The sequence below is a fragment of the Paenibacillus sp. FSL H3-0333 genome, assembly GCF_038002805.1.
GTDB classification, from domain to species: Bacteria; Bacillota; Bacilli; order Paenibacillales; family Paenibacillaceae; genus Paenibacillus_AQ; species Paenibacillus_AQ silagei.
The window spans coordinates 1,876,920-1,899,552 of sequence record NZ_JBBODG010000001.1 but is presented as its reverse complement, the minus strand read 5'-3'; the positions used below and the strand labels follow the sequence as shown (position 1 = coordinate 1,899,552).

The following is a 22,633-nucleotide window of genomic DNA, read 5'->3' as shown; positions in this document are numbered from 1 at the left end:
GGACGGGACGCCGCTTCGTTTCCAAAACTATTTATGAAAACGCAGCATTCCTAAGTGACGGCGGCAATCCACGGTGTTATAATGTTAGGCAATGTTAGCGTATATATCCCAGAAGAATACCGGAAGGATGAAACTGATGAATCCACTGGCTGGACAATTGAATGACAGCATCAAGGCAGGCAATGAACATGTATACGATATGCTCTCGAGTCTCGGTAAAGCGATCTATTTTCCCAAAGAGGGGATTCTGAGCCAATCCGCAGAGGCAACGGCTCATGCTAAAAAGTATAACGCCACCATCGGGATTGCTACCGAGAACGGGTTGCCGATGCACCTTGGTGTGATCCAGGATAAACTCTCCGCCTACAGTCCCAAAGACCTTTACGGCTACGCACCTCCAGCAGGTAAGCCGGAGCTTCGCTCCGTATGGCGGGAGAAGATGCTGCGTGAGAATCCGTCGCTTGAAGGCAAGTCTTTCAGTAATCCAATCGTAACGAATGCGCTGACCCACGGGCTTAGCATCGTTGCCGATCTGTTCGCAGAGCAAGGGGATGCCGTCATCTATCCGGACAAAAACTGGGAGAACTACGAGCTGACCTTCGGCATCCGCCGCCAGACTGAGACCGTTAATTATCCGCTCTTCACCGAGGATATGAACTTCAATAGTGAAGGTCTGCTGGATGCGCTGCTGTCCCAGAAGGACCGCGGCAAAGCCATCGTCCTGCTGAATTTCCCGAACAATCCGACCGGATATACACCGGGCATTAAGGAAGGCGAAGCCATCGTTGCCGCCATCCTGCGCGCCGCCGAAGAAGGTATTAATGTGGTAGTGGTCAGCGATGACGCCTATTTCGGACTCTTTTTCGAGGATTCGCTCAAGGAATCCCTGTTCGGCAAGCTGGCGAATCTGCATCCGCGCGTGCTGGCGGTCAAGATTGACGGAGCCACCAAGGAAGAATTCGTCTGGGGCTTCCGCGTCGGCTTCATCACCTACGCTTCGGAGAACAAGGAGCTGCTGGCAGCCCTGGAGCAAAAAACACTGGGCATTATCCGCGCCACCATCTCCAGCGGAGCACATCCATCGCAGACCTTCGTGCTCGACGCGCTGAAGGCGCCGGAATTCGCCGCACAAAAGGAAGAGAAGTTCCAGATCATGAAAGGCCGGGCCAACAAAGTGAAGGCGCTGCTGGACAGCGGTAAATACGGCAATGATGTATGGACGTATTATCCGTTCAACTCCGGGTACTTCATGTGCCTGAAGCTCTTTACTGTCTCTGCGGAGGATCTGCGGCTTCACCTGATTCACACCTACGGCCTGGGCACCATCGCCCTTGGCGAGAGCGACCTGCGCATTGCCTTCTCCTGTATCGAGGAGGATCAGCTGGAAGATCTGTTCGATCTGGTCTATGCGGGCATTCGTGATTTGGAGAAGGCCTGATCATCCGCCTTTGCATACCTGCGTCAGCCCCGGAAGGCCGGGGCTGATTTTTTTTGCCCGGTGCTACGGCATTGGCCTATACACGTTCTGCCCTCCGCACATACAATACGATGTACTCAAGTACAACAACTCACACGCGAAAGGGGAATGAACATGAGCGAAGAAGTTAGAGGCGGATACGGATACGGCGGCGGGTTCACAAGCACTGGAGCGATTCTGGTTCTCTTTATCCTGCTGGTCATCATCAGCCGTTCACTCTTTGTCTAACAGGGAGTGAGTCCCCTGGAGGGAGCTGCGTGCTCTCTCCGATCCACGTGTTATAGCATTCCCTGCTCCACCTGATATGAAGAGGGAATTCCCTTTTATACATTCTTATCTTCTGAAAATGGCCTCAGACTCCGCATCCGCGAGAGTCTGAGGCCATTTGTGATAAGCATACCCGCTTGCGGGTACGCCTTGTCGGCTGCGGCAATCTGTTCTACAGGTCATCTTCATCCACACGCGCTTCCTTGCGGGTGGAGTTGGCCTTGAACAGATACGCCAGCAGGAATCCGCAGGCGAAGGTGCCCAGCACTTCCAGCGGGCGCTGCCCGGCCTGAAGCAGGAGCGGCAATCCGGTCAGCAGCGCCAGGACCAGATGGACCCGGAAGACAAACTGGATCGTTCCCTTGCCCTTGCTGCCCTCCGGCAGCGGGTAGACGGTCAGCCAGAACGATTCGCTGTGCAGCTTGCGCAGCGCCGTCAGCTGAATGCCCATCAGGAAGAGGAAGAATACATAGATGCCGCTGCCGAGATAGCTGTCCTTCATCATCCACACCAGGAACAGATCCAGCACAGCCATCCGCAGGACGATGCCGAAGACGTCACCCCGGGCGAAGCTTTTGGTCAAGAGGAACCGGTAGGCTGAATCCCGCTGCCAGCTCAGCCCGCTGCCCCAACGCGACAGATAACGGCGGGCATAGACCCGCTGCTCGCGTCCCGGAACATCGACGAACCAGCCGAGGACCATCAGCGCCCGGGTCCCCTGGTTCTTCTCCATGGTGATCAGGCGTTCCCACGGAACAGCATGCCGTCCGGGAACGGCCAGCGCGGCCGCATAGGCTGCGGCCAGAATCAGGATGAAGATCAGGGCGCGCATGGACGGCTGCCATAACCAGGCGCCAACCATCAGAGCGCCGACCGCCCAGCGCAGCAGGTTATAGCCAGCCGCAGCGGGGCGGGAGAGCATCGCCGTCTCCCGCCATAACCCGTAGCTGGATAACAGCTTGACCAGAATGAGCACCAGCAGGGTAGCCAGCAGCCCCCGGGGTGACTCCTCGGTGCGTATGTACAGCGGCCATAATGTAATGAGGATAAAGGCCAGGCGCAGAATCTTCCACACATTGCCGCTGACCCAGGACGGGGCGAAATACTCTCTCATCCGGTGGCCCTGCGGCAGCAGGAAGATCGTATCCGGGGTCTGCAGATACGTCCGGAAGCTGCTGTGCACCGCCGCAGGCACCAGCAGGACGAACATAATCCAGCGGATCGGTATGCCAGGCGGAATATCGCGCAGCAGCGCTGTGTACCAGGCGGAGAAAATAATCAGCACAAGCAGGAACACCATGGCGACACCGCTCTGAATGATATATCCCATATAAGGGACAAGGCTTCCTGTGAACCGGCTGCGCCGCTGCCGGCGCAGCTCCTTCAAATCCATATCATTTCCCTCCCTGAACCAGCTCGTAGAACAGCTGCTCCAAATTCAAGCCCTGCCGCCCGGCCTTCGCGGTCATCTCGGCGAGGGTTCCCTCCGCGATCACCTTACCGCCGTGCAGCACAATGAACCGGTCACAATAGTTCTCAATCGTAGAGAGAATATGCGAGCTGAGCAGAATCGACGCTCCCGACTTCTTCAGGTCCAGCATGAAATCCAGCAGGGAGCGGATACCCAGCGGGTCGAGGCCGAGAAACGGCTCGTCGATGACATACAGGGCCGGACGCGCTACGAATGCGCACATAATCATCACCTTCTGCTTCATGCCCTTGGACAGATGAGACGACAAGGTATCCATCTTGTCCTCCATATTGAAGAGTGCAGCCAGCTGGCTGGTGCGTGATTCATAATCACTGCGCTCCACGCCATACGCTCTGGCAGTGAATTCTACATGCTCACGAACCGTCATTTCCTCATAGAGCAGAGGGGACTCCGGCACGAAGGACAGCGCACTGTGGTAGCTCTCAGGATCGCTGCTGCGCGTCTTCCCTTGTACCGTAATCTCACCCTTATGCGGGGACATCAGCCCCAGGATATGCTTCATGGTGGTGCTCTTGCCCGCACCGTTCAGTCCGATTAACCCAACCATCTCACCGGGCTGCACCTGCAGGCCAATGTCATGAAGCACCGGCTTGTTCAGGCTGTAGCCTCCGCTGAGGCCCGTAATTTCCAATACGGGAGCTGTATTCATTGACCGTCACCTCTCGGGGTTTTGTTCTTGAGCCATTTCGGGGCTCCCTTATTCTTGCGGTTCTGCTCCCGCTCAGCATTGCTGCGGGCCTTGCCCCCGGGCCCCGCCGCGCTGCGCGTGCCGGCGCTCACTCCCGGCCGGTGCTGCTCGCGCCGCGCCGTAACGCCACTGCCGCCAGCCGCTGCGCCCGGCTGGCCTGCCGGCGCGTCGCCGCCCGTCCCTCCGGCTGCTGTTCCAGCCGCCGAGGTCCGCACCTGCGGCTTGCCGGTGCGCGCTGCAATGCCGCCGCGCGGGGCAACGCTTTCGCGGCGGGCGTTCCCGCCCCCGCCGCCTAAATCACTGCGCTCGCCTTCCGCCAGCGCCTTGCCGAAGGCCATCGCCCGCTCGTCCAGCTGGATATCCAGCTCGCGGGCGAATTTGCGCATGATGAACGTCTGCTGCTCCGTAACGATCGTTACGGATAAGCCGCGTTTGCCCATGCGCCCGGTACGTCCGGCACGGTGGACATAGTGCTCGGAGTCAAAGGCCGGATCGAAGCTGACGACAAGCGTCAGATTCTCAATGTCCAAGCCCCGCGCCGCTACGTCACTGGCGACCAGCACCTTGAGCTTGCCGTCCCGGAAGCGGGTCAGCACGTTTGCGCGCGTCACCTTGTCCGCATCTCCATAGAGCGCAGCAGCCGGAAGCCCCAGATGGTTCAGCTTCGCAGTCACTTCAGCGATGTCGTCCGTAGCGTTCACGAACACAATGGCCCGGTCCGGCTTGTAGTGGCGGATGACCCGGCGCAGCATATCGATCTTGTTCCGCTCCTCGCACACCACATAGTGATGCTCCAGGCTCGCTGCGGTCATCATCTCCGGATCAATGCCCACCTCCGCCGGATTCTTCATTTCCCGGTTTGCCAGCAGACGGGTCTCCGGTCCAATGGTGGCTGACAGCATGACCAGCTGCCGCGTACGCAGCGCACTGCTGACGATCTTCGTCACTTCGCCCGCACCGCTAAGCTGGAACATCTGATCTGCCTCATCGAGAATAATCGTGCTCACCTCGTGCATCTTGAGCTTGCGCAGCCCGATCAGCTCACGTATGCGTCCCGGGGTGCCTACCACCAGATGCGGATGCTCCCGCAGCTTGTCAATCTGGCGCTTGATCGCCGCCCCGCCGATCAGCCCCATGGCCCGGATGCCCCGGTGTGCCCCGTAGCGCTCCGCTTCACGGAGAATTTGCATCGCCAGCTCCTGGGTTGGGGCCAGCACCAGCTTTTGCACCGATTTCGAGTCCGGGTTAATCCCTTGCAGCAGCGGCAGCAGATAAGCCAGTGTCTTGCCTGTTCCTGTCTGGGATGCGGCCAGAACATCTCTTCCTTCCAGCAGAAGCGGAATCGTCTGCTCCTGTACAGGGGATGGTTCGGTGATGCCGAATTCAGACAATCGGGCAGCAAGGTCTTCCTGGATGCCGATAGCCGCAAAAGAAGCTTTATTCATAATAGGGTTTCATCCTTTTCACTTAAGATAATATGTTCATTATATGCCAAAAAGGCCTCTCCACCAAATGGAAGGCCATAAAATCTAAGTTGGGGCCGTATTTAACACGGTCATACCATCCTGTATACCAAAGGGGGACAAGCCGTTCACGCCACAGACGGTAATTATGATCTATACTTATCTGGTCATTTTCTGTTCATCAGGTTATAGGTCAGCTTGTCTGCCAGCCGCGGGAACAGGCCATAGAGCCGGATGCCGAAGCCTGCCAGACCGGGCAAATCCAATTCCTCTTTGCCCTTGTCCATCAGCTTGACGATCTTAGCGGACACATGCTGCGGCGTCATCATGATCCGGCTTACGCTTCGTTCATAATTTCCTGAAGGGTCGGCGGTTTTGAAGAATTCGGTGGCGATAGGTCCGGGGTTCACAGCCGAGACAATAATACCGCTCTTACGAAGCTCCTGGCGGAGCGCATTGGTGAAGCCGAGAACAGCATGCTTGGTGGCCGTGTAGGACACTGAGCGTGCGGTTCCGATTTTGCCGGCCATGGAAGCCACATTCACGATCTGGCCGCTGCCGCGTGTAAGCATATGAGGAACGACAGCCTTGGTGCAGCGCACAATTCCCATATAGTTAACATCCATCATGTCGGCGAACTCTTCAGACTCCATCTCTGTAAAAGCCGCAAACTTGCCGTAACCGGCATTATTGAGCAGAATATCAATTCTGCCGTATTGCTCCAGGATCTCCGCAAAGGTATGCTTAACTGCCGTTTCATCGGTCACATCACAGACGAACAGCCCATGCTCCCCCTGAATGCCCGCCGCAACAGCCTGCAGCTTGTCCCTGGACCGGGCCAGCAGAACGGGGACCGCCCCACGCTCGCTGAGCATCTGTGCCGTAAGCGCTCCAATCCCGCTGGAAGCTCCTGTAATCACCACAATCTTGCCTTGTACTGCCATGGAATAGGTTCAACTCCCGATTATTTGCCTAAGAGATCATAACCTGAATATCAAGCTCCCCGATGCCTTCCATCAGAAGAGGAATACTCAATGCTTTGCGCGGCAGGATGGACATGCCCTCGGACTTCATCAGCTTCGGCGGGGTAATGTCTACCGACACCCCTTGATTGGAGAGAATAGTACTGGCATTGCCGCTGATCATATTGCCCAGCTCGGAAATGGCGCTCTGGCCCATCTCATCCATCTCTGTTATCACATAACCGCCCATCATGGCCGACACCATCTTAAGTGCTACCGGTTCGGCAATCCCGAAGATAATATTCCCGCTGAGCTGACCTGTCATTCCCACTTGAATCCATATATGATTATCGATCAGTTCAATATCCTTAATCCCCAGCATACCGGTGGACGGCGAGACTTGGATCACCTGTTCAATTACAATGCGCGCAGACTCTAAAAACGGATTGATTACTTCTGCTTTCATGAAAGTGCTGTCCCCCTCGACCAGTCTTTAGTCATATACCAAAAGTCCTAAGCAATAAAATTTATTATACTTCATATATCGGCATTATTCACCAAAAATTAATGGTCTTGTCGAATGATTTCTGAAGATAGTTTGGAGCGCAACATTGCCCTCCCGGGAGGAATCTCCTATAATTTAATCAATAAACGTAAGATCTGCGGCGTCACACCCTCCGAGTGCAGCACTCACAGCGACCCTTGTACCTATCTGCTTTGTCAGAATCCGCGGCTTGCAGACTCTAATTCTGGAAGCCGGCATGTGCGCATACGCCCTCCGGAAAGCTGCGGCTTTCCCTGTTTGTACAAATATACGGCGGCACCATCCGGTAGCCATAAGGGGGACAGTCCATGAATATCAGCCAGCTCGAAACATTGATCACCATCTCCAAAACCATGAGCTTCCGCAAGGCGGGCGAGCTGCTCAACCTGACGCAGCCGGCGGTCTCGGCCCAGATCAAAAGCCTGGAGGAAGAGTTCAAAACGCAGCTTGTTGACCGGAACCAGCCGGTGACGCTGACGGACAGGGGCAAGGTCTTCCTCGCCCACGCGGAACAGATTGTCGGAATCGTAGATGAGCTTAAGCAGCGCCTTGCCGATCTCGAAGAGAATCCCCAAGGGCATATTATTCTCGGTACGACCACCTCCATCGCCATCCAGATTCTCCCCCGGGTGCTCTCCTACTTCCAGGATCAGTTCCCTCATATCAAAACCTCGATCTCATCCATGTCCTCCTCCCAGATCTACCAGCAAGTCGAGAACGGGATTGTGGATGTCGGCATCGGCTATCTGATCGGCCGTAATCCGGGGATGACGACCTCGGTCCTGTATTATGATACTTTTGAACTGGTGGTTTCGCCCCGCCATCCGCTGGCCCAGGTCAAAACAGCCGGGATCGAGGCACTGGGCACCATCCCGCTCATCCTGCTCTCACCGGATACGGTCGGCCGGAAATTTGTCGATGAGGTACTGGCGAGGCACGGTATTCAGCCGCTGGTGATTATGGAGCTGACCAGCAGTGAGGAAGTGAAGCGGATGGTCGAGCTTGATCTGGGAGCGGCGGTCATCTCCAAGCAGTCTGTCACTGCCGAGGTCAGAAGCGGCACCCTGCGGATCGTCCCGATCATCGAGCTTGAGGTTACCCATCCTGTAGGTGTTATTACCAAGTCGGGCAAATATGTCAACTCTGCGATGAGACAGTTCCTGAGCGACCTTAAGGGAATGCCCGAGACCCAGTTCATCGGCTCAGAGTAACCTGCACCCTATTTCGCCATATTGGCCTAAGGAGATGTTCCCATTATGAAGTTCGACCTGCATACCCATCATTTCCGCTGCGGCCATGCTGACGGCACGATCCGGGATTATATTGAAGCCGCAATAGCGGCGGGGCTGGATGTCATCGGTATTTCCGATCATTCACCTTACTTCGGAAGCCCGTCCGAGCAGGCTTTTCCGCGCATTGCTATGGCCAAGTCCGAGCTGGTCCACTATGTAGAAGAAGTATTGTCGCTGCAAAAAGAATACAAAGGCCGCATTGATGTTCTGCTCGGTATGGAATCCGACTTTTTCCCGGAGCATGCGGAGCTGTACCGCAAGACCTACGCCGCATACCCGTTCGATTATATAATCGGCTCCGTGCATCATGTGGAGGAGGTCAGTATCTTCAACCAGGGCCGCTGGAAGGGGCTTGACCCCGCGCAGAGGCTTGCCTCCAAAAGCGAGTACTACCGGCTGATTGCCGAATCCGCACGCAGCGGCATCTTCCAGATTCTCGGCCATATCGATGCCATGAAGGGGAACTATCCGCCGTTCTCCAAGATCGCTGCCCCCAAGGAGATTGACGAAGCCTTGCGTGTAATAGGCGAATGCGGCCCGGCCATCGAGATCAACACCTCCGGCGGCACCAAGCTGTGCGGCGGCTGGTACCCTTCCGATGAGATTCTGGAGCGGGCCCTGCACTTCGGCGTGGAGGTCAGCTTCGGCTCCGATGCCCATCTCCCTGCCCGCGTTGCCGACCAGCGCAATCAGGTGGCTGCCCGGCTGAAGGAGATTGGATTCGAATACTGGGTCTATTACAAGCGGCGCGAGAAGGTTAAGGTCGCGTTGTAGGCAGTATAATGCAAAACCCTCGCTTTGCAAGAAATCTGGCAAGACGAGGTTTATCATTGGCTTGAAGCGCTACCGTTAGAGCTCCTCCTCATTCAACGAGCACCGCGCAAACAGGCAGCGTAACGGGACACTCCCCGTCACGCTGCCTGCTGCTGTGGTGCTTTTTTGCGCTGTACACCTAATACTGTGCTTATTCCTTATTCAGATTCTCACAGGTGAAGCCCTGCTGCTTCAGGGTACGCTGCGAGTCCCCATACTGCGGATTCAGAGCGTAGAAGCGGGCAATCATGCTGGTCCAGCTCCGCTCCGTCAGCCCCTGGGACTTGAGCAGCTCCCGGTGCGTCTCATTATATTCTTCGATCAAGTGTTGCTGATCCGGGTTATAGACCTCTTCATGGTACACAGCTCCTATAGGCAGGCGTGAACCCTTCGGCTGTTCTCCCGCCGGATAGCCGATGCAGAGTCCGACCACCGGGAATACATACTCTGGCAGCTGCAAAAGTTCAATCACCCCTGCCGTGTTGCGGCGCACGCCCCCAATCGGGATAATCCCCAGCCCGAGCGACTCGGCAGCAGCTACTGCGTTAGATAGTGCAATGCCGACATCCGTAGCCCCAACGAGCAGCGCGTCTATATCCGCAGCTGTTTCAAACGGCTGGCCTTCCAGCTCTGCCGCAAGCTTGGCCCGGTGAAAGTCCATGCAGAACACCAGGAATACCGGTGCTTCCGCCACATGCTTCTGGTTACCGCTCAGCGCCGACAGCTGCTGCCTGCGTTCCTCGCTGCGTACCGCAATTATCGATACTTGCTGGCCATTCACCCACGACGGTGCCGCCTGGGCTGCCTCAATAATCGTCTTCAGCTTCCAAGGCTCCACCGCCTGCCCGCTGTAGTTACGGAATGAACGGTGGTTCATAAGTAATTTAATCACATCATTCAAAGGTTCATTTCCTCCCCCATCTATACTTGTCTTATCCATGTACCATTTACACTATCATAGCTCAATCCGCTTGGAGACTGCCAGTACAACAATGTTTGATACCGCAAGTATGGTCGCTACGAATTCAGGTGCACTAATGCTCCTCATTCGGCCACTTAGCCAACTATTTACGAACTCAGGGGCACTTATGCTCCTCATTCGGCCACTTAGCCAACTATTTACGAATTCAGGGGCACTTATGCTCCTCATTTGGCCTCTTAGCCAACTACTTACGAACTCAGGGGCACTTATGCCAATGTCATTAAGATAAGTTCAAAGATAAGTTTGGAATTAATAAAGAGAATCCAAAACGGTATGGGGAAACGTCCTATGCCGTTTGTTTTTGGTGTAAGGAAGGAAAAAAGCGCATAGCAAACAAAGCGGATGGAAGATCCACTTAAAAAAATGTTCATGCGAACCGAATTATGCTACTCTGTAGACGAAGCTAATGGCGGATTTGCTACGTATTCTGCGTGTATTCCTTTGCCCAGGACGGGTGAGACGAATCGGCAAAATATTTTTGCGAATCAAAGCTTCCACATCAGGCGGGGGTCCATCGCCCTTGGAGCGCAGGAAATGTCTACAGACGTGAACGGCCACCGTGAAGTTGACTTGGTAGAGGTGCCGTTTATCCTTTTGGGAAATGACTACGTGCGAGGTAATCATTTCAGCGAAATTGTAGAGGATCATTCTTGCGAATATCTCTTGGGTAATGGACTCTTGCTTCTTTGCGTGAAAATGGGTCAGACCGATGGTGTATTTTAAGGCCCGGAAAGAGGTCTCAATCCCCCATCGCAGGTGATACAGTTCCCGGAGTTCATCCGGTGAGAATTCAGCAGCCGGTAGATTGGTAATGACGGTTTCATAATCGCCACTGGGCAGGAGGAAACGAACCACCCGAAAGGAAATCGGGTAAAACAGGTTCTTTTGCATGTCCAGAAAATCAAAGCTAGAGGTGGCCGGAAGAATTTTATAGATTTCGGGGTGATCCCTGAACGCTTTCGTTCGTTTTTTAGTCAGCGTCAGGTGAATCTCCTGATCAAACGCCCCTTCAAAGGTCAAGTGCAAGCCCGAAAGAATGCCATTCGAATGCAAATCCTTGACCCGTATGACGTACTTCCATCCTTTCCGTTCCAGATGCGCGAACGTATTGTAGCTTTCCAATCCTCGATCCGCCAACACAATGACGTTCCCCTGAATAGGGGACCGATCCACCATCGTGGACAGCGCCCTTCCTTCGTTGCGCAGCTTTCGAGGTTGAAGGATGGCGTCCACGTAAAGCCGGTTACAGAGGTCATAAGCAGCGTTCAAGTGCAGAAGGTTAAAGCCTTTCGAGTGGGGCTGACTTTGAGAATAGGTCAACGGGTCCGCAGGATCTGTTGCAATATGCAGATCGGAACCGTCAATGGCCAATAATCGATAGCCTCGATAATCCTTGAATTCCGTATGGGACGCGGTAAAGGTGTGAAACAAAGATTCGACCGCAGACGGCAAAATTTTATTTCTTTGCTGAACAAAAGCAGAAGAAGTTGCGGTGTTAACGTCATAGCCCTGCGATTCCAACAGTTCCTTATAGAGGCTGTTGCCGCCCATAAAGATCAGGGTTTGCATAACCATTTCAAAGGGTAGTTTTTTCGTTCGGGTAAAATCCTTTCCCGGGTTTCTGACGTAAGGCGCGGGGGCAGCCGCCATCTCACGGATGAGAGATGTCAGTCTGTCTTTCAGCGAATTTGCATAAGCATTCATTGGCGTAACCTCCTCGTTTTTTCAAGGGGCTTCGCCACACGTTTTCTACGGATTGTCAAGATTTTTTTGTGCAAAAAAAGAGCAGGCTATCTTTTCGATAACCTGCCTTTTTCTTGTTTTTGGCTATATATCTTAACTTAATGACATTGGCACTTATGCTCCTCATTCAGCCACTTAGCCAATTACTTACGAATTCAGGGGCACTTATGCTCCTCATTTGGCCTCTTAGCCAACTACTTCCGAACTCAGGGGCACTTATGCTCCTCATTTGGCCTCTTAGCCAACTACTTACGAACTCAGGGGCACTTATGCTCCTCATTCGGCCTCTTAGCCAACTATTTACGAATTCAGGTGCACTTATGCTCCTCATTCAGCCACTTAGCCAACTATTTACGAATTCAAGTGCACTAATGCTCCTCATTCGGCCACTTAGCCAACTATTTACGAATTCAAGTGCACTAATGCTCCTCATTCGGCCACTTAGCCAACTTCCAGCTGATTCAAAGGGGCTGTCCCAAAAGCCATGAAATGGCTGCTTGGGACAGCTCTTTATTTTGTAGTAGGATCAACGTGAGCACTTGGGTGGACGCTGCGCGAACGGACCGTTGTTCCAATCGCTGTGGTCTCCAGATTTTTTTCATTCCCCTTAGCGGTGAAAATCCGGAGACCAAGGCGACCGCTGCCGCTTTTACACAATCGTTCCGTCCTCTCCGCTGTTTAAGTGGGAAAAGTTTCTTCAAATCTTTCTAAAATCACAAAAAGAAACCTCTCTTTTGTTAAAATGGAGTTACCACACAACCATTTCAAAGGAGAGGTTTCTTTGTACATTCAATATACCATGGACCAACTTTGCTTGCCAATGGATCTGGAAGAAGATATCCCGGGAAATCACCTCGTTCGCGTCGTGAATGCCGCCGTCAATCGGCTGGACAACGCCATTTTTGACGCGGCCTATCCCGGCGGCGGCCGTGACAGCTACCATCCTAAAATGCTCACCAAAGTCATCATCTACGCTTACACTCAGCGAATCTATTCGTCTCGCCAAATCGCCAAAGCGGTCCGGGAGAACATTCCCTTCATGTGGCTGGCCGGACGGCAGCGACCCGACTTCCGCACGCTGAATCGCTTCCGTTCCCAGCGGATGAGAAATGTCCTCGAAACGGTATTTACCGCCGTGCTTCAGTTTCTGGCTAACGAAAAATACGTGTCTCTGAAGCATTATTTTGTGGACGGAACTAAGATCGAGGCGAATGCCAATCGCTACACCTTTGTCTGGAGCAAAGCGGTCAGCAAACACAAAGCGAAACTGCAAGATAAGGTGCAGGCCCTATTCGCTGACATTGAAGCAGCCGAAGAGCAGGAAGAACAAGAGAATCAGGGCAAAGATCTGGCTGAACTCAGCACGGGTTCGGAAATGGACAGTGAGAAACTCGAACAAGCCGTGCAAAAGCTTGAAGCTCAGCTTGCCGAAAAACCGAAAGACAAGCCCCTAAACAAGACGGTTCGGACGTTGCGTAAGGATTTGCTCCCTCGACTGCAGAAGTACGAACAATATCAAAAGCTGCTTGGGGACCGGAACAGTTTCAGCAAGACCGACCCAGAGGCAACGTTTATGCGGATGAAAGAAGATCACATGCGAAATGGCCAACTGAAACCAGGTTATAATCTACAGATCGGGACCGAAAACCAATTTATTTTAACCTACAGTATACATCAAAGACCGGGTGACACCCGCTGTTTAGAACCACATCTGGCAAAAACAAAGCAATTCCTCGGGAAACTTCCAAAGACGGTCATTGCAGATGCCGGCTATGGAAGTGAAGAAAACTACGCCTATCTGGAAAAGAGCGAGATACAGGCCGTCGTGAAATACAGCACCTACCACAAAGAAAAGAGCAAAGCCTGGAAATCCGACGTCGGAAAAATCGAAAACTGGACCTACGACGGATCCGAGGATCGCTGGACGTGTTTAGCTGGACACCCGCTGCATTTCCAACGAGAGAGCAAGGAAACCACAGAGAGTGGATACGAAATTAAGAAGCGTCATTACCAAAGTCAAAGCTGCGGAGGTTGTCCGCTAAAAGAAAACTGCACGAAGGGAAGCGGAAACCGGGAAATCGCAGTCAGTTTGGAGCGGCTTAGATACCAGAAACAGGCGAAAGAAATCCTCCGAAGCGAGGAAGGCTATCTATTGGCCGTACGTCGAATGACGGAGCCGGAAAGTGTATTTGGACAATTAAAGAATAACCGGGGCTTCCGGCGCTTTCTGCTTCGCGGCATGGAAAAAGTGACGCTAGAGGTCGGTTGGCTTTCGCTTGCTCACAACCTGCTGAAGCAAGCAGCGAATGACCAGAAACGCAAGGGAGCGATCCTCCAATAACGGAGAATCGCTCCCTTTCTTACAAATTAATCTTTTAAGAAGGCATGGGATTTTTCCCCACCAGTAGAGTATCTACTTTTGGGACAGCCCCTTTCATTTCCCCATTCAGCCGATTTCCGGCCCATCCAAAGGGATTTATCCCTCTCATTTCACCGTTCAGCCCACTTCCGGCCCATCCAAAGGGATTTATCCCTCTCATTTCCCCATTCAGCCCACTTCCAGCCAATCCAAAGGGATTTATCCCTTTCATCGGGAGCCCAGGCCCGCACATGGCCAAAAAAAATGGACCCGAATCATCGGGTCCCAACAGCAGTTATATTTTCAAAAGGGGGTCATGTACTTAGTTTAACCGCTGACTGTTAGAGTTTGATAACGGCATTATTTCATTTGTATGACAAAGTGAAGACTTTCATTACGTCGCCCGAGCCGTCCGCCATCGGCAGGGTCCGCTCCAGGGTCAGGCCGTTCCTCAGCATGACCTGAGCGGACCGGTAATTATCCCCCCGGCAGCGCCCCTCGACCTTCCTCAGGCCAAGTTCCCTGAAACCGTAGGCCAGCAGCAATCCCAGTGCCTCGGTCGCATACCCGCGACCCCACCATAACGGATTCAGCATATAGCCCAGCACCGCCTGGCCCTCCTGCCGGTTCCAGTTCTGCAAGGAGACTGAACCGATCAGCTCCGGCTGGCCTAACATATAGATTCCTGCATGCAGTGCGCCGGGATCATAGCCGTGTAGCATCCGGTTCACCAGCTTATCCAGCACACCCTGCCGGGAAGTCGATCCATGGCGCAGCTGAATATGCGGCTGCACCTCAGGGTGGGAGAGCAGCGACTTCAGCAGCGCTCCGTCGCCGGACGCCATATTCTTCAGTTCTACCTTAGAACCTTGCAGTGACATCCCCATGATCATCTCATAAGTGCTCATGAACTTCTCCCTCTTCTTCTCCCGCCTATGGCGTCCCACTCTTGCAGTCCGGCTACCCCCGGCGCAGAGTCAGCACGGTAAGCTCCGGGCGGCACAGGAAGCGCAGCGGCATCAATGTCTCGCCGAAACCTCTGTTCACATACACTGGCATGGCCTTATTCTCTGTATAATACAAGCCGTCTATGTATTTCTGAGATCCGTAGGGCGTGAACGGCGCCCCGACCAGCGGCAGGCGAATCTGACCGCCGTGGCTATGCCCCGAGAGCTGAAGGTGAAACGGGTACGCTTCCGCCACATCGGCGTAATCCGGCTCATGCATCAGCAGCACCGTGAAGATGCCGTCTGGAATATCCCGGATGGCTGCCTCCGGGTCCGGCTTGCCGTGCAGCATGTCATCCAGTCCTGCTACGGCAATCGTCGCTCCGCCTTGCTTGATCAGATAAGACTCGTTCCGCAGGACGCGGAATCCGGCCTCCGTCAGCAGACGGGTCAGCAGCTCCGTATTCTTGTAATCATGATTCCCGAGGATGGCATACTTCCCAAGCGGAGCCTGTAGCTCTGCCAGCAGGGGGACTGAGTCGGTCAGATCCTCGGCATAGCTGTCTACGATATCCCCGGTGAAGCAGATCAGATCCGGCTGCTCTTCCTTGATATGCTTCGTCAGCCGGGCCAGATCCTTCGCATCCTTGTTGAAGCCCAGATGCACATCGCTGAAATGGACCAGCCGGGTCCCGGCGAACGCGGACGGCAGCTCCGCAAGCGGCAGCTCCCGGCGGGTCACCTCTAACCAGTTCGGCTCCCCCTGCCAGGCATAGCCGCCGGCGAGGAGACCCGCCCCTACCACCGCTCCTGCCCCCCGGGCCAGGAACTGGCGGCGGGTCATCTTGCGGCCGCTTCGGCCTTCCGGCTTCGGGGGGCCTGTTCCCGCGCCATCCGCAGCAGCAGGAACCGTACGCTCGGGAGAGCCTCCGAACGATTTTTTCATAGGGAGATTCTCCTCTCTGTCTTGAATTCTAATCGGGTTATTGTCGATCGGCTACGGCGTCATCCACTTTGTCATCAATATCTACTTCAATGGCCGCCTCAATCTCTTCCTCCGTGGTATTTACCCCAAGAATCTTGCGGAACAAGCCCAGCATGGACAGCGCATAGGCGACCGTAATGAAGCTGAAGCAGATATGCATAACTACAACCAGCCTTGAGGTATTGTCTATGGGAGCTATATCTCCGTAACCGACGGTCGTAAAAGTAGCCACGCTGAAATAGAGGAACGTAATCAACTGGCTAAGCAGATCCTGGCCCAAGCCTTCTCCCTGGAACGAGGACTGTCCAAACAGCTTATAGATCGATGTATATACGACTGTAAAAAAAAGAATGCAGGTGAACGCAGCGATGCTGATCCGGACCAGCGTCTGCTGCATTCTGACTTCCTTACTGTTGGAATCCCTGATTTCATGGAAAATAAACAGAATATAAAACAGGACTGAAGCCAGGACAAAAAACAGAATCAGTCCGCGCAGTCCCCGGTTGCCGGGCACAATCGTCCCCAGATCGATCAGGTTCAGCAGATCCTCCACCGAGATCAGCGCATAGATCAGAATAGGAGCAAGCAGCACGCCTCTGCCCATCCAGTTCAGCTTCAACCCGGCAAACCTCACTACCAGGAATACAATGACAATGATATTAAAAGCCCAGATCCACCATGCCATGGCTTTTACGCTCCTGTTCTAAGCTCCCGGCTTCCCGCCGGGAAGGTCCTTATCCGGTCCTGCCGATACTCGCAGAGCTGCGGCTTGCCAGGACTTATTCTACCCCTTAGTGCGCTGACCGGCTCCGGTCTTAGCCCGCGAATCTTCTTCTGGTCCGCTTATGACTCTGATCCGGCATTCTTCCTCAGGAGCCTCGCGGTAGGCGCGGGCAATCCCCTTGGCCTGAATGTCCTTGCGGCTGACCCGCCGCTGCTTGAAGCTCACTTCAACCTCCTGCGTGAACGGGAACGGAGTCAGGGTCAGCGTAGAACTGTCCTGCCACTCCGCCTCAATGGCACGGCCGGAGGTGAAGCTGAATTCCTCGCTGCCGGAGAAGCCGTCTACGAACCAGGGGTGCTTCTCGGATTCGGCGCTGCCCGGCCTACTAAGCGCCAGGAACAGCGACAGATCATCGCAGAATTGCAGCAGTCTGGCGTCATAATACAGCTCGCCTTCTTCAAGCGGCTTGCTCTGCTCCAGCTCTCGGTGGATACGGGCGCGGCGGTCCGCTTCACCCTCCAGATATTGCGTCAGCTCCGGGCACTCCTCACCCGACACCTCAATCAGCCGTTCAAAATGCGAGCTGCACAGCAGCGCCCCGTATGGCGTCTTCGCTTCCACCTCATCGATTCCCCGTCTATAAAAGGTCAGCTTCGGCACAACCGGGAAATCGAGGAAGCTGTAAGGCAGCCCCTCCGCATCATTCCAGAACGGTGTCTCATCCAGATCAATCCAGCCCCGGTCATGGTTGCTTACTGCCCACAGTACCTCAGCCCGGCGGCCTTCCGCGGGCGTATGCTCTTCCTTGAACCACTTAGCAAATTCTCCAGCCAGCAGCCCGTGCTCATGCTGCTTCGTCATTACAAGTGTTCCATCCTGTTCACGGCAAATCACAGTCATTCCTCCCCGTTATCCGCTGTCAGGCGGCAATCTCCAAAATATAAGAATTTATAGGTTTTACGCTATAAATTATCCTTCTATTTCTCGCTGAAACGATACCGTCCTTAAAAGGACGGCAAAGCCGTTTCCACTTGGCTATGTAGATTATAACATATTCACCTATATTTATTGGAACCTGCACACGTATGGCTATTCTATGCAGCTACAGGCTCTTCATTACAGGCTGTCTACACATGTACCCTTTTTCCAGCCGACCAGAAACATCCGTACCTGTTACTATGCCAGGCGCAGCCAAACAGGCCACTCAGGAATGACACCTGAATGGCCTGCTACGATTCTGCTTATAGACGAATGGTCTAAGATGCTGTCAGACACCCAGCCAGCGCTTGAACATATGCTTCGTTGTCTGCTTGTTGATCTCGGCAATGGAGGTCGTGAGCGGAATGCCCTTCGGGCAGGCCCGCACACAGTTCTGCGAGTTACCGCAGCCGTCGATCCCGCCGTCATCCATGAGCGCATCCAGGCGCTCTTCAGCGTTCATCTCTCCTGTAGGGTGAGCGTTGAACAGGCGCACCTGGGAGATGGCTGCCGGCCCGATGAAGTCAGTCTTCTCATTGACATTCGGGCAAGCCTCCAGACAGACGCCGCAAGTCATGCATTTAGACAGCTCATACGCCCACTGGCGCTTCTTCTCCGGCATACGCGGTCCCGGACCGAGATCATACGTGCCGTCAATCGGAATCCAGGCCTTGACCCGCTTCAGGGCATTGAACATCCGGCTGCGGTCAATCACCAGGTCGCGGACGACCGGGAAGGTCTTCATCGGCTCAATGCGCACCGGCTGCTCCAGATTGTCGATGAGCGCTGCGCAGGCCTGACGGGGCTTGCCGTTGATCACCATGGAGCAAGCACCGCAGACCTCTTCCAGACAGTTGGATTCCCAGCATACAGGAACTGTATTATCGCCTTTTGCGTTCACCGGATTACGCTGAATCTCCATCAGTGCGCTGATCACGTTCATCCCCGGGCGGTAGGCAAGCTCGAACTCCTCCGTATAGGGGCTGGTCTCCGGTTCATCCTGGCGGGTAATAATAAATTTCACATTTTTGGGAGCTGCTGCTGTTTCCGCCATGTCAGTTACCTCCTAGAAAATTTGGTTAGTCTAACCGGTCAGTCCTTCGAGTAATCCCGCACGCGCGGAGGAATCAGTGATACATCGACTTCCTCGTAGGAGATCTGCGGGCCGTCAGCCGTCCAGGCCGCTTTGGTGGTCTTGAGGAATTCCTCATCATTGCGTGTCGGGAACTCCGGCTTGTAATGCGCGCCCCGGCTCTCATTGCGCAGGAGGGCTCCAAGCGTCATCGCCTCCGACAGCTCCAGCATGTTCCACAGCTGGCGGGTGAAGGCCACGCCCTGGTTGCTCCAGCGCGAAGTGTCGCTCATATTGATATTTTTGTAGCGTTCCTTCAGCTCTTTGATTTTGCCGATGGTCGCTTCCAGCTTCTTGTTCTCACGCACCACGGTCATGTTCGCCGTCATCCATTCGCCAAGCTCCTTATGGATCACGTAAGCATTCTCTGTGCCAGTCATCCCCAGCAGCGACTCATATTTATCGGTCTGCGTCTTGTGGAAGCTGTCGAACACCGTGGAGGAGATATCCTGGACCGATTTCTTAAGGCCTTTGATGTATTCCACAGCCTTCGGACCGGAGACCATCCCGCCATAAATGGCAGAGACCAGGGAATTCGCTCCCAGACGGTTGGCCCCGTGGTATTGATATTCACATTCCCCTGCCGCGAACAAGCCGGGAATATTCGTCATTTGATTATAGTCGACCCACATGCCGCCCATCGAATAATGCACAGCCGGGAAGATTTTCATCGGAATCTTGCGGGGATCATCCCCCATGAACTTCTCGTAGATCTCAATAATGCCGCCCAGCTTGACGTCAAGCTCCTTCGGGTCCTTATGCGACAGATCCAGGTAGACCATGTTCTCGCCGTTAATGCCCAGCCCCTGATCCACACACACATTGAAAATCTCACGGGTAGCAATATCGCGCGGCACCAGGTTACCGTACGAAGGATATTTCTCTTCAAGGAAGTACCACGGTTTGCCGTCCTTATAGGTCCAGATCCGTCCGCCTTCACCGCGCGCCGATTCCGACATCAGCCGCAGCTTGTCATCGCCGGGAATCGCCGTCGGGTGAATCTGAATGAATTCCCCGTTCGCATAATGCACACCCTGTTGATACACGGCGCTTGCGGCGGTTCCTGTGTTGATGACCGAATTCGTGGTTTTGCCGAAAATAATCCCCGGACCGCCGCTGGCCAGAATGACCGCGTCCGCCGGGAAGGTCTGAATCTCCATCGTCTTGAGATTCTGGGCGCTGATGCCGCGGCAGACCCGCTCGTCATCCAGAATCACCGAGAGGAATTCCCAGTTCTCGCTCTTGGTAACCAGGCCTTCCGCTTCCCAGCGGCGCACCTGCTCATCCAGTGCGTAGAGCAGTTGTTGGCCGGTAGTCGCCCCGGCAAACGCTGTGCGGTGGCGCTTCGTTCCGCCGAACCGGCGGAAGTCGAGCAGCCCCTCTGGGGTACGGTTGAACATTACGCCCATCCGGTCCATCAGGTGAATAATGCCCGGTGCCGCTTCGCACATGGCCTTCACCGGAGGCTGGTTGGCCAGGAAGTCGCCGCCGTAGACGGTATCGTCGAAATGCTCCCAGGGCGAGTCGCCCTCGCCCTTGGTATTCACGGCGCCATTGATGCCGCCTTGCGCGCAGACGGAATGTGATCTTTTGACAGGGACCAGTGAGAATAGATGTACATGCGCGCCGGATTCAGCGGCCTTAATGGTAGCCATCAGGCCGGCCAGACCGCCGCCCACGATGATGATATCGGCTGATGCCATGATTGTTCCCCTCCTAATTACAATAAAATGCGTTTATATTCTTAAATAAAACTGCGCACTGACTGCATCGCCGTAGCGGCAGTTTGGAATTCATCGTTACGGAAGGTAACCAGCGACAGGACGAACATGAAAGTAACGAGAACGAAAATACCTAGGCAAAGTACGGACGATACTCTCTGCGAACGCGGCCCCACCGTGATTCCCCAGCTGATCAGGAACGACCATAGACCGTTGGAGAAGTGGAAGCAGGCAGCCACGATTCCGACAATATAGAGAGTCATCAGCAGCGGCTGGGTCACAATGTTATGCATCACTCCGCCAAGCTGATCATGCTCCACCTTGCCGAGCGCTACCTGGACGCGGGTGTCCCACAGATGCCAGACAATGAAGATGAAGGTGACGACTCCGGTAATCCGCTGCAGCGTATAACGCCAGTTGCGCTCAAGATTGTAGCGGTTCAGGTTCGGCTTCGACTGGTACGCGATGTACAGGCCGTAGACTCCATGGTACAGCAGCGGCAGCCAGATGCCGAACAATTCCAGGAAGAAGACAAGCGGCAGGCTGTTCAGCCACAGCACACTGTCTGTGAAGCCAGAAGCGCCACCCTCTACTGCTGCGAAGTTCGTCAGCATGTGCTCAAGGAAGAATGCCCCGAGCGGGATAACGCCGAGCAAGGAATGAATCTTTCTGGAATAAAATCCTCTCATGCAAAGTGTCCCCTTTCCATATAAAACAGCGTTTTCACAAGTCTTTTTAAAGAGCATACACCGCCGGGAGTACAGTTGAAACAGGGCAGCGGCAGGCTTGATTTACCGGCTAATAGTCTGTTTGCACCACTATCCATTGTTTTCCCGGACTTTGCTGAATAATTCACAATATGTGAATATCCTGTGTCACTTTTCATGTTACTCTTTTTTCGCTTATAAGGGAATTGCAATCTAATTATTAATCGTTATACTATAATTGCATAAGAATATTTTTAAAATGATAATAATTCTCATTTAGCTTCATTAATAACATACAATCCAGACTTGTCTTCCTGCGCATCAGGGGCAACCCTGCTCATCTGCTATACTTTTTATCACAGTTGAATGGGAATTTGGGAGAGAGAGGAGCACTATGAAATGTATGATGATTTAGATGCTTTTGCTGCGGTGGTGGAGCATTCCAGCCTGAACCGGGCCTCGCGCCAGCTCAACCTGTCCCAGCCGGCCCTCTCCCGCAAAATCTCCAAGCTGGAGGAGCGGCTCGGCGTCGCCCTGTTCAACCGCTTCGGCAAGCGCCTGGAGCTTACAGAGGTAGGCCGCCTTACCTACACCTATGCGCTGGAGCAGCGTCAGCAGCGTTCCAAGTTCCTGGAAGCGTTATCGAAGTTCAAGGAAGGCGAGCCGCAGCTCGTGACGCTGGGGGCCAGCCTGACCACGCTTCAGACGACCCTGCCTCCTCTGGTAAAAGCGTACACAGAGAAGTATCCGGCAGCCGAGCTGAAGCTCATCACCGGGAAGACCCATGAGATGGTTACCGCTGTCAGTGAAGGCAAATGCGATGTGGCCATCATCGCCTCCCAGGTCCAGGAGCCGGGGCTGCGCTGCATCCCGCTGTTCGAGGACCAGCTCCGGCTGGTCGTCTCCGAGCAGCATCCGCTGACCCTGACACCGCGGCTCACCATGGAGCATCTCTCCCGGCTGCCGATGATCCTTTTCTCCAAGGGAACCTGGTACCGCCGGACGACAGATGATCTTTTCCAGCGCTGCGGGGTTGATCCCGATGTACGGATGGAGATCGATTCCTTCGAGGCCATCGTCCGCCTGCTTCCGACCATCAAAGCTGCAGCCCTGCTGCCGAATTCGTATCTGCGTCCGGAGCTGCTGAACGGCGGGGGGCTGGTCTCCCTGCACATCAAGGAGCTGGAGCAGACGCAGCGGACCACTTGCCTCATCTACCAGAGCAGCGGCGGACTCAGCACGGCAGCGCGCTGCCTGGTGCAGGTGACGGAGGATGTCTTCCTGAACAGCCGCGAGTAGCGGCGGGGAACACAGCAATCACCCGGCAAGCCTCCGTAATGCTACGGATCGGCCTGCC

20 protein-coding genes are annotated in these 22,633 nt (G+C 54.4%); 6 read left to right on the top strand and 14 right to left on the bottom strand.

What is annotated here, in order from left to right; translation table 11 throughout:
• Positions 1-136: 136 nt before the first annotated feature.
• Complete coding sequence (locus tag MHH78_RS08510; protein WP_341167124.1) at positions 137-1,438, top strand: aminotransferase class I/II-fold pyridoxal phosphate-dependent enzyme; 1,302 nt, start codon at positions 137-139, stop codon at positions 1,436-1,438.
• A gap of 153 nt (positions 1,439-1,591) precedes the next feature.
• The gene (locus MHH78_RS08505; protein WP_209875980.1) at positions 1,592-1,705 is read left to right on the top strand and encodes a YjcZ family sporulation protein; all 114 of its coding nucleotides are present in this window, start codon (positions 1,592-1,594) and stop codon (positions 1,703-1,705) included.
• Positions 1,706-1,916: 211 nt separating this feature from the next.
• Here the strand turns inward: MHH78_RS08505 and MHH78_RS08500 are convergent, their stop codons facing one another.
• The 5 genes from MHH78_RS08500 to MHH78_RS08480 form a co-directional block, all read right to left on the bottom strand.
• Positions 1,917-3,137, bottom strand: coding sequence for an ABC transporter permease (locus tag MHH78_RS08500; RefSeq protein WP_341167123.1), 1,221 nt, complete (start codon positions 3,135-3,137; stop codon positions 1,917-1,919).
• 1 nt (position 3,138) lies between these two features.
• Positions 3,139-3,885 (bottom strand): ABC transporter ATP-binding protein, encoded by a 747-nt coding sequence (locus tag MHH78_RS08495; RefSeq protein ID WP_036701580.1) that lies wholly within the window; start codon positions 3,883-3,885, stop codon positions 3,139-3,141.
• Positions 3,882-5,369, bottom strand: coding sequence for a DEAD/DEAH box helicase (locus MHH78_RS08490; RefSeq protein WP_076082288.1), 1,488 nt, complete (start codon positions 5,367-5,369; stop codon positions 3,882-3,884). Before MHH78_RS08490 ends, MHH78_RS08495 begins: the two co-directional genes overlap by 4 nt.
• Before the next feature lie 185 nt (positions 5,370-5,554).
• Positions 5,555-6,331, bottom strand: coding sequence for an SDR family NAD(P)-dependent oxidoreductase (locus MHH78_RS08485; protein WP_341167122.1), 777 nt, complete (start codon positions 6,329-6,331; stop codon positions 5,555-5,557).
• 28 nt (positions 6,332-6,359) lie between these two features.
• Positions 6,360-6,815: a chemotaxis protein CheX gene (locus tag MHH78_RS08480; RefSeq protein ID WP_036727095.1), complete on the bottom strand. Its 456-nt coding sequence runs from the start codon at positions 6,813-6,815 to the stop codon at positions 6,360-6,362.
• Between the two features lie 386 nt (positions 6,816-7,201).
• Between MHH78_RS08480 and MHH78_RS08475 the strand changes: the two genes are divergently transcribed.
• Together MHH78_RS08475 and MHH78_RS08470 are read left to right on the top strand one after the other, a co-directional pair.
• Positions 7,202-8,104, top strand: coding sequence for a LysR family transcriptional regulator (locus MHH78_RS08475; protein ID WP_036701586.1), 903 nt, complete (start codon positions 7,202-7,204; stop codon positions 8,102-8,104).
• Positions 8,105-8,149: 45 nt separating this feature from the next.
• The gene (locus tag MHH78_RS08470; RefSeq protein ID WP_341167121.1) at positions 8,150-8,959 is read left to right on the top strand and encodes a histidinol-phosphatase; all 810 of its coding nucleotides are present in this window, start codon (positions 8,150-8,152) and stop codon (positions 8,957-8,959) included.
• A 190-nt stretch (positions 8,960-9,149) separates the two neighbouring features.
• On the opposite strand, the gene MHH78_RS08465 is transcribed toward MHH78_RS08470, so the two are convergent.
• Positions 9,150-9,890, bottom strand: coding sequence for an NADPH-dependent oxidoreductase (locus MHH78_RS08465; RefSeq protein WP_341170296.1), 741 nt, complete (start codon positions 9,888-9,890; stop codon positions 9,150-9,152).
• Positions 9,891-10,361: 471 nt separating this feature from the next.
• On the bottom strand, positions 10,362-11,684 hold the full coding sequence (locus tag MHH78_RS08460) for an IS4 family transposase (protein ID WP_076086935.1): 1,323 nt from the start codon (positions 11,682-11,684) through the stop codon (positions 10,362-10,364).
• Positions 11,685-12,504: 820 nt separating this feature from the next.
• Between MHH78_RS08460 and MHH78_RS08455 the strand changes: the two genes are divergently transcribed.
• The gene (locus MHH78_RS08455) at positions 12,505-14,064 is read left to right on the top strand and encodes an IS1182 family transposase (protein ID WP_341167120.1); all 1,560 of its coding nucleotides are present in this window, start codon (positions 12,505-12,507) and stop codon (positions 14,062-14,064) included.
• 383 nt (positions 14,065-14,447) lie between these two features.
• Here MHH78_RS08455 and MHH78_RS08450 read toward each other — a convergent pair whose 3' ends face one another.
• The 7 genes from MHH78_RS08450 to MHH78_RS08420 form a co-directional block, all read right to left on the bottom strand.
• On the bottom strand, positions 14,448-14,990 hold the full coding sequence (locus MHH78_RS08450) for a GNAT family N-acetyltransferase (RefSeq protein ID WP_339250861.1): 543 nt from the start codon (positions 14,988-14,990) through the stop codon (positions 14,448-14,450).
• A 52-nt stretch (positions 14,991-15,042) separates the two neighbouring features.
• Positions 15,043-15,975 (bottom strand): metallophosphoesterase, encoded by a 933-nt coding sequence (locus MHH78_RS08445; RefSeq protein ID WP_076082256.1) that lies wholly within the window; start codon positions 15,973-15,975, stop codon positions 15,043-15,045.
• Between the two features lie 37 nt (positions 15,976-16,012).
• Positions 16,013-16,699, bottom strand: a complete 687-nt coding sequence (locus tag MHH78_RS08440; RefSeq protein WP_341167119.1) for an ion channel — start codon at positions 16,697-16,699, stop codon at positions 16,013-16,015.
• Between the two features lie 99 nt (positions 16,700-16,798).
• Positions 16,799-17,632 carry a DUF3891 family protein gene (locus MHH78_RS08435; protein ID WP_341167118.1) on the bottom strand — a complete coding sequence of 278 codons (834 nt, stop codon included), beginning with the start codon at positions 17,630-17,632 and terminating at the stop codon, positions 16,799-16,801.
• A 373-nt stretch (positions 17,633-18,005) separates the two neighbouring features.
• On the bottom strand, positions 18,006-18,770 hold the full coding sequence (sdhB, locus tag MHH78_RS08430; RefSeq protein ID WP_036727090.1) for a succinate dehydrogenase iron-sulfur subunit: 765 nt from the start codon (positions 18,768-18,770) through the stop codon (positions 18,006-18,008).
• 38 nt (positions 18,771-18,808) lie between these two features.
• Positions 18,809-20,551: a succinate dehydrogenase flavoprotein subunit gene (gene sdhA / locus MHH78_RS08425; RefSeq protein ID WP_036701593.1), complete on the bottom strand. Its 1,743-nt coding sequence runs from the start codon at positions 20,549-20,551 to the stop codon at positions 18,809-18,811.
• A gap of 41 nt (positions 20,552-20,592) precedes the next feature.
• Positions 20,593-21,258: a succinate dehydrogenase cytochrome b558 subunit gene (locus tag MHH78_RS08420; RefSeq protein ID WP_076082248.1), complete on the bottom strand. Its 666-nt coding sequence runs from the start codon at positions 21,256-21,258 to the stop codon at positions 20,593-20,595.
• A gap of 417 nt (positions 21,259-21,675) precedes the next feature.
• On the opposite strand from MHH78_RS08420, the gene MHH78_RS08415 reads away from it, so the two are divergent.
• The gene (locus MHH78_RS08415) at positions 21,676-22,575 is read left to right on the top strand and encodes a LysR family transcriptional regulator (RefSeq protein ID WP_036701597.1); all 900 of its coding nucleotides are present in this window, start codon (positions 21,676-21,678) and stop codon (positions 22,573-22,575) included.
• Positions 22,576-22,633: the final 58 nt, after the last annotated feature.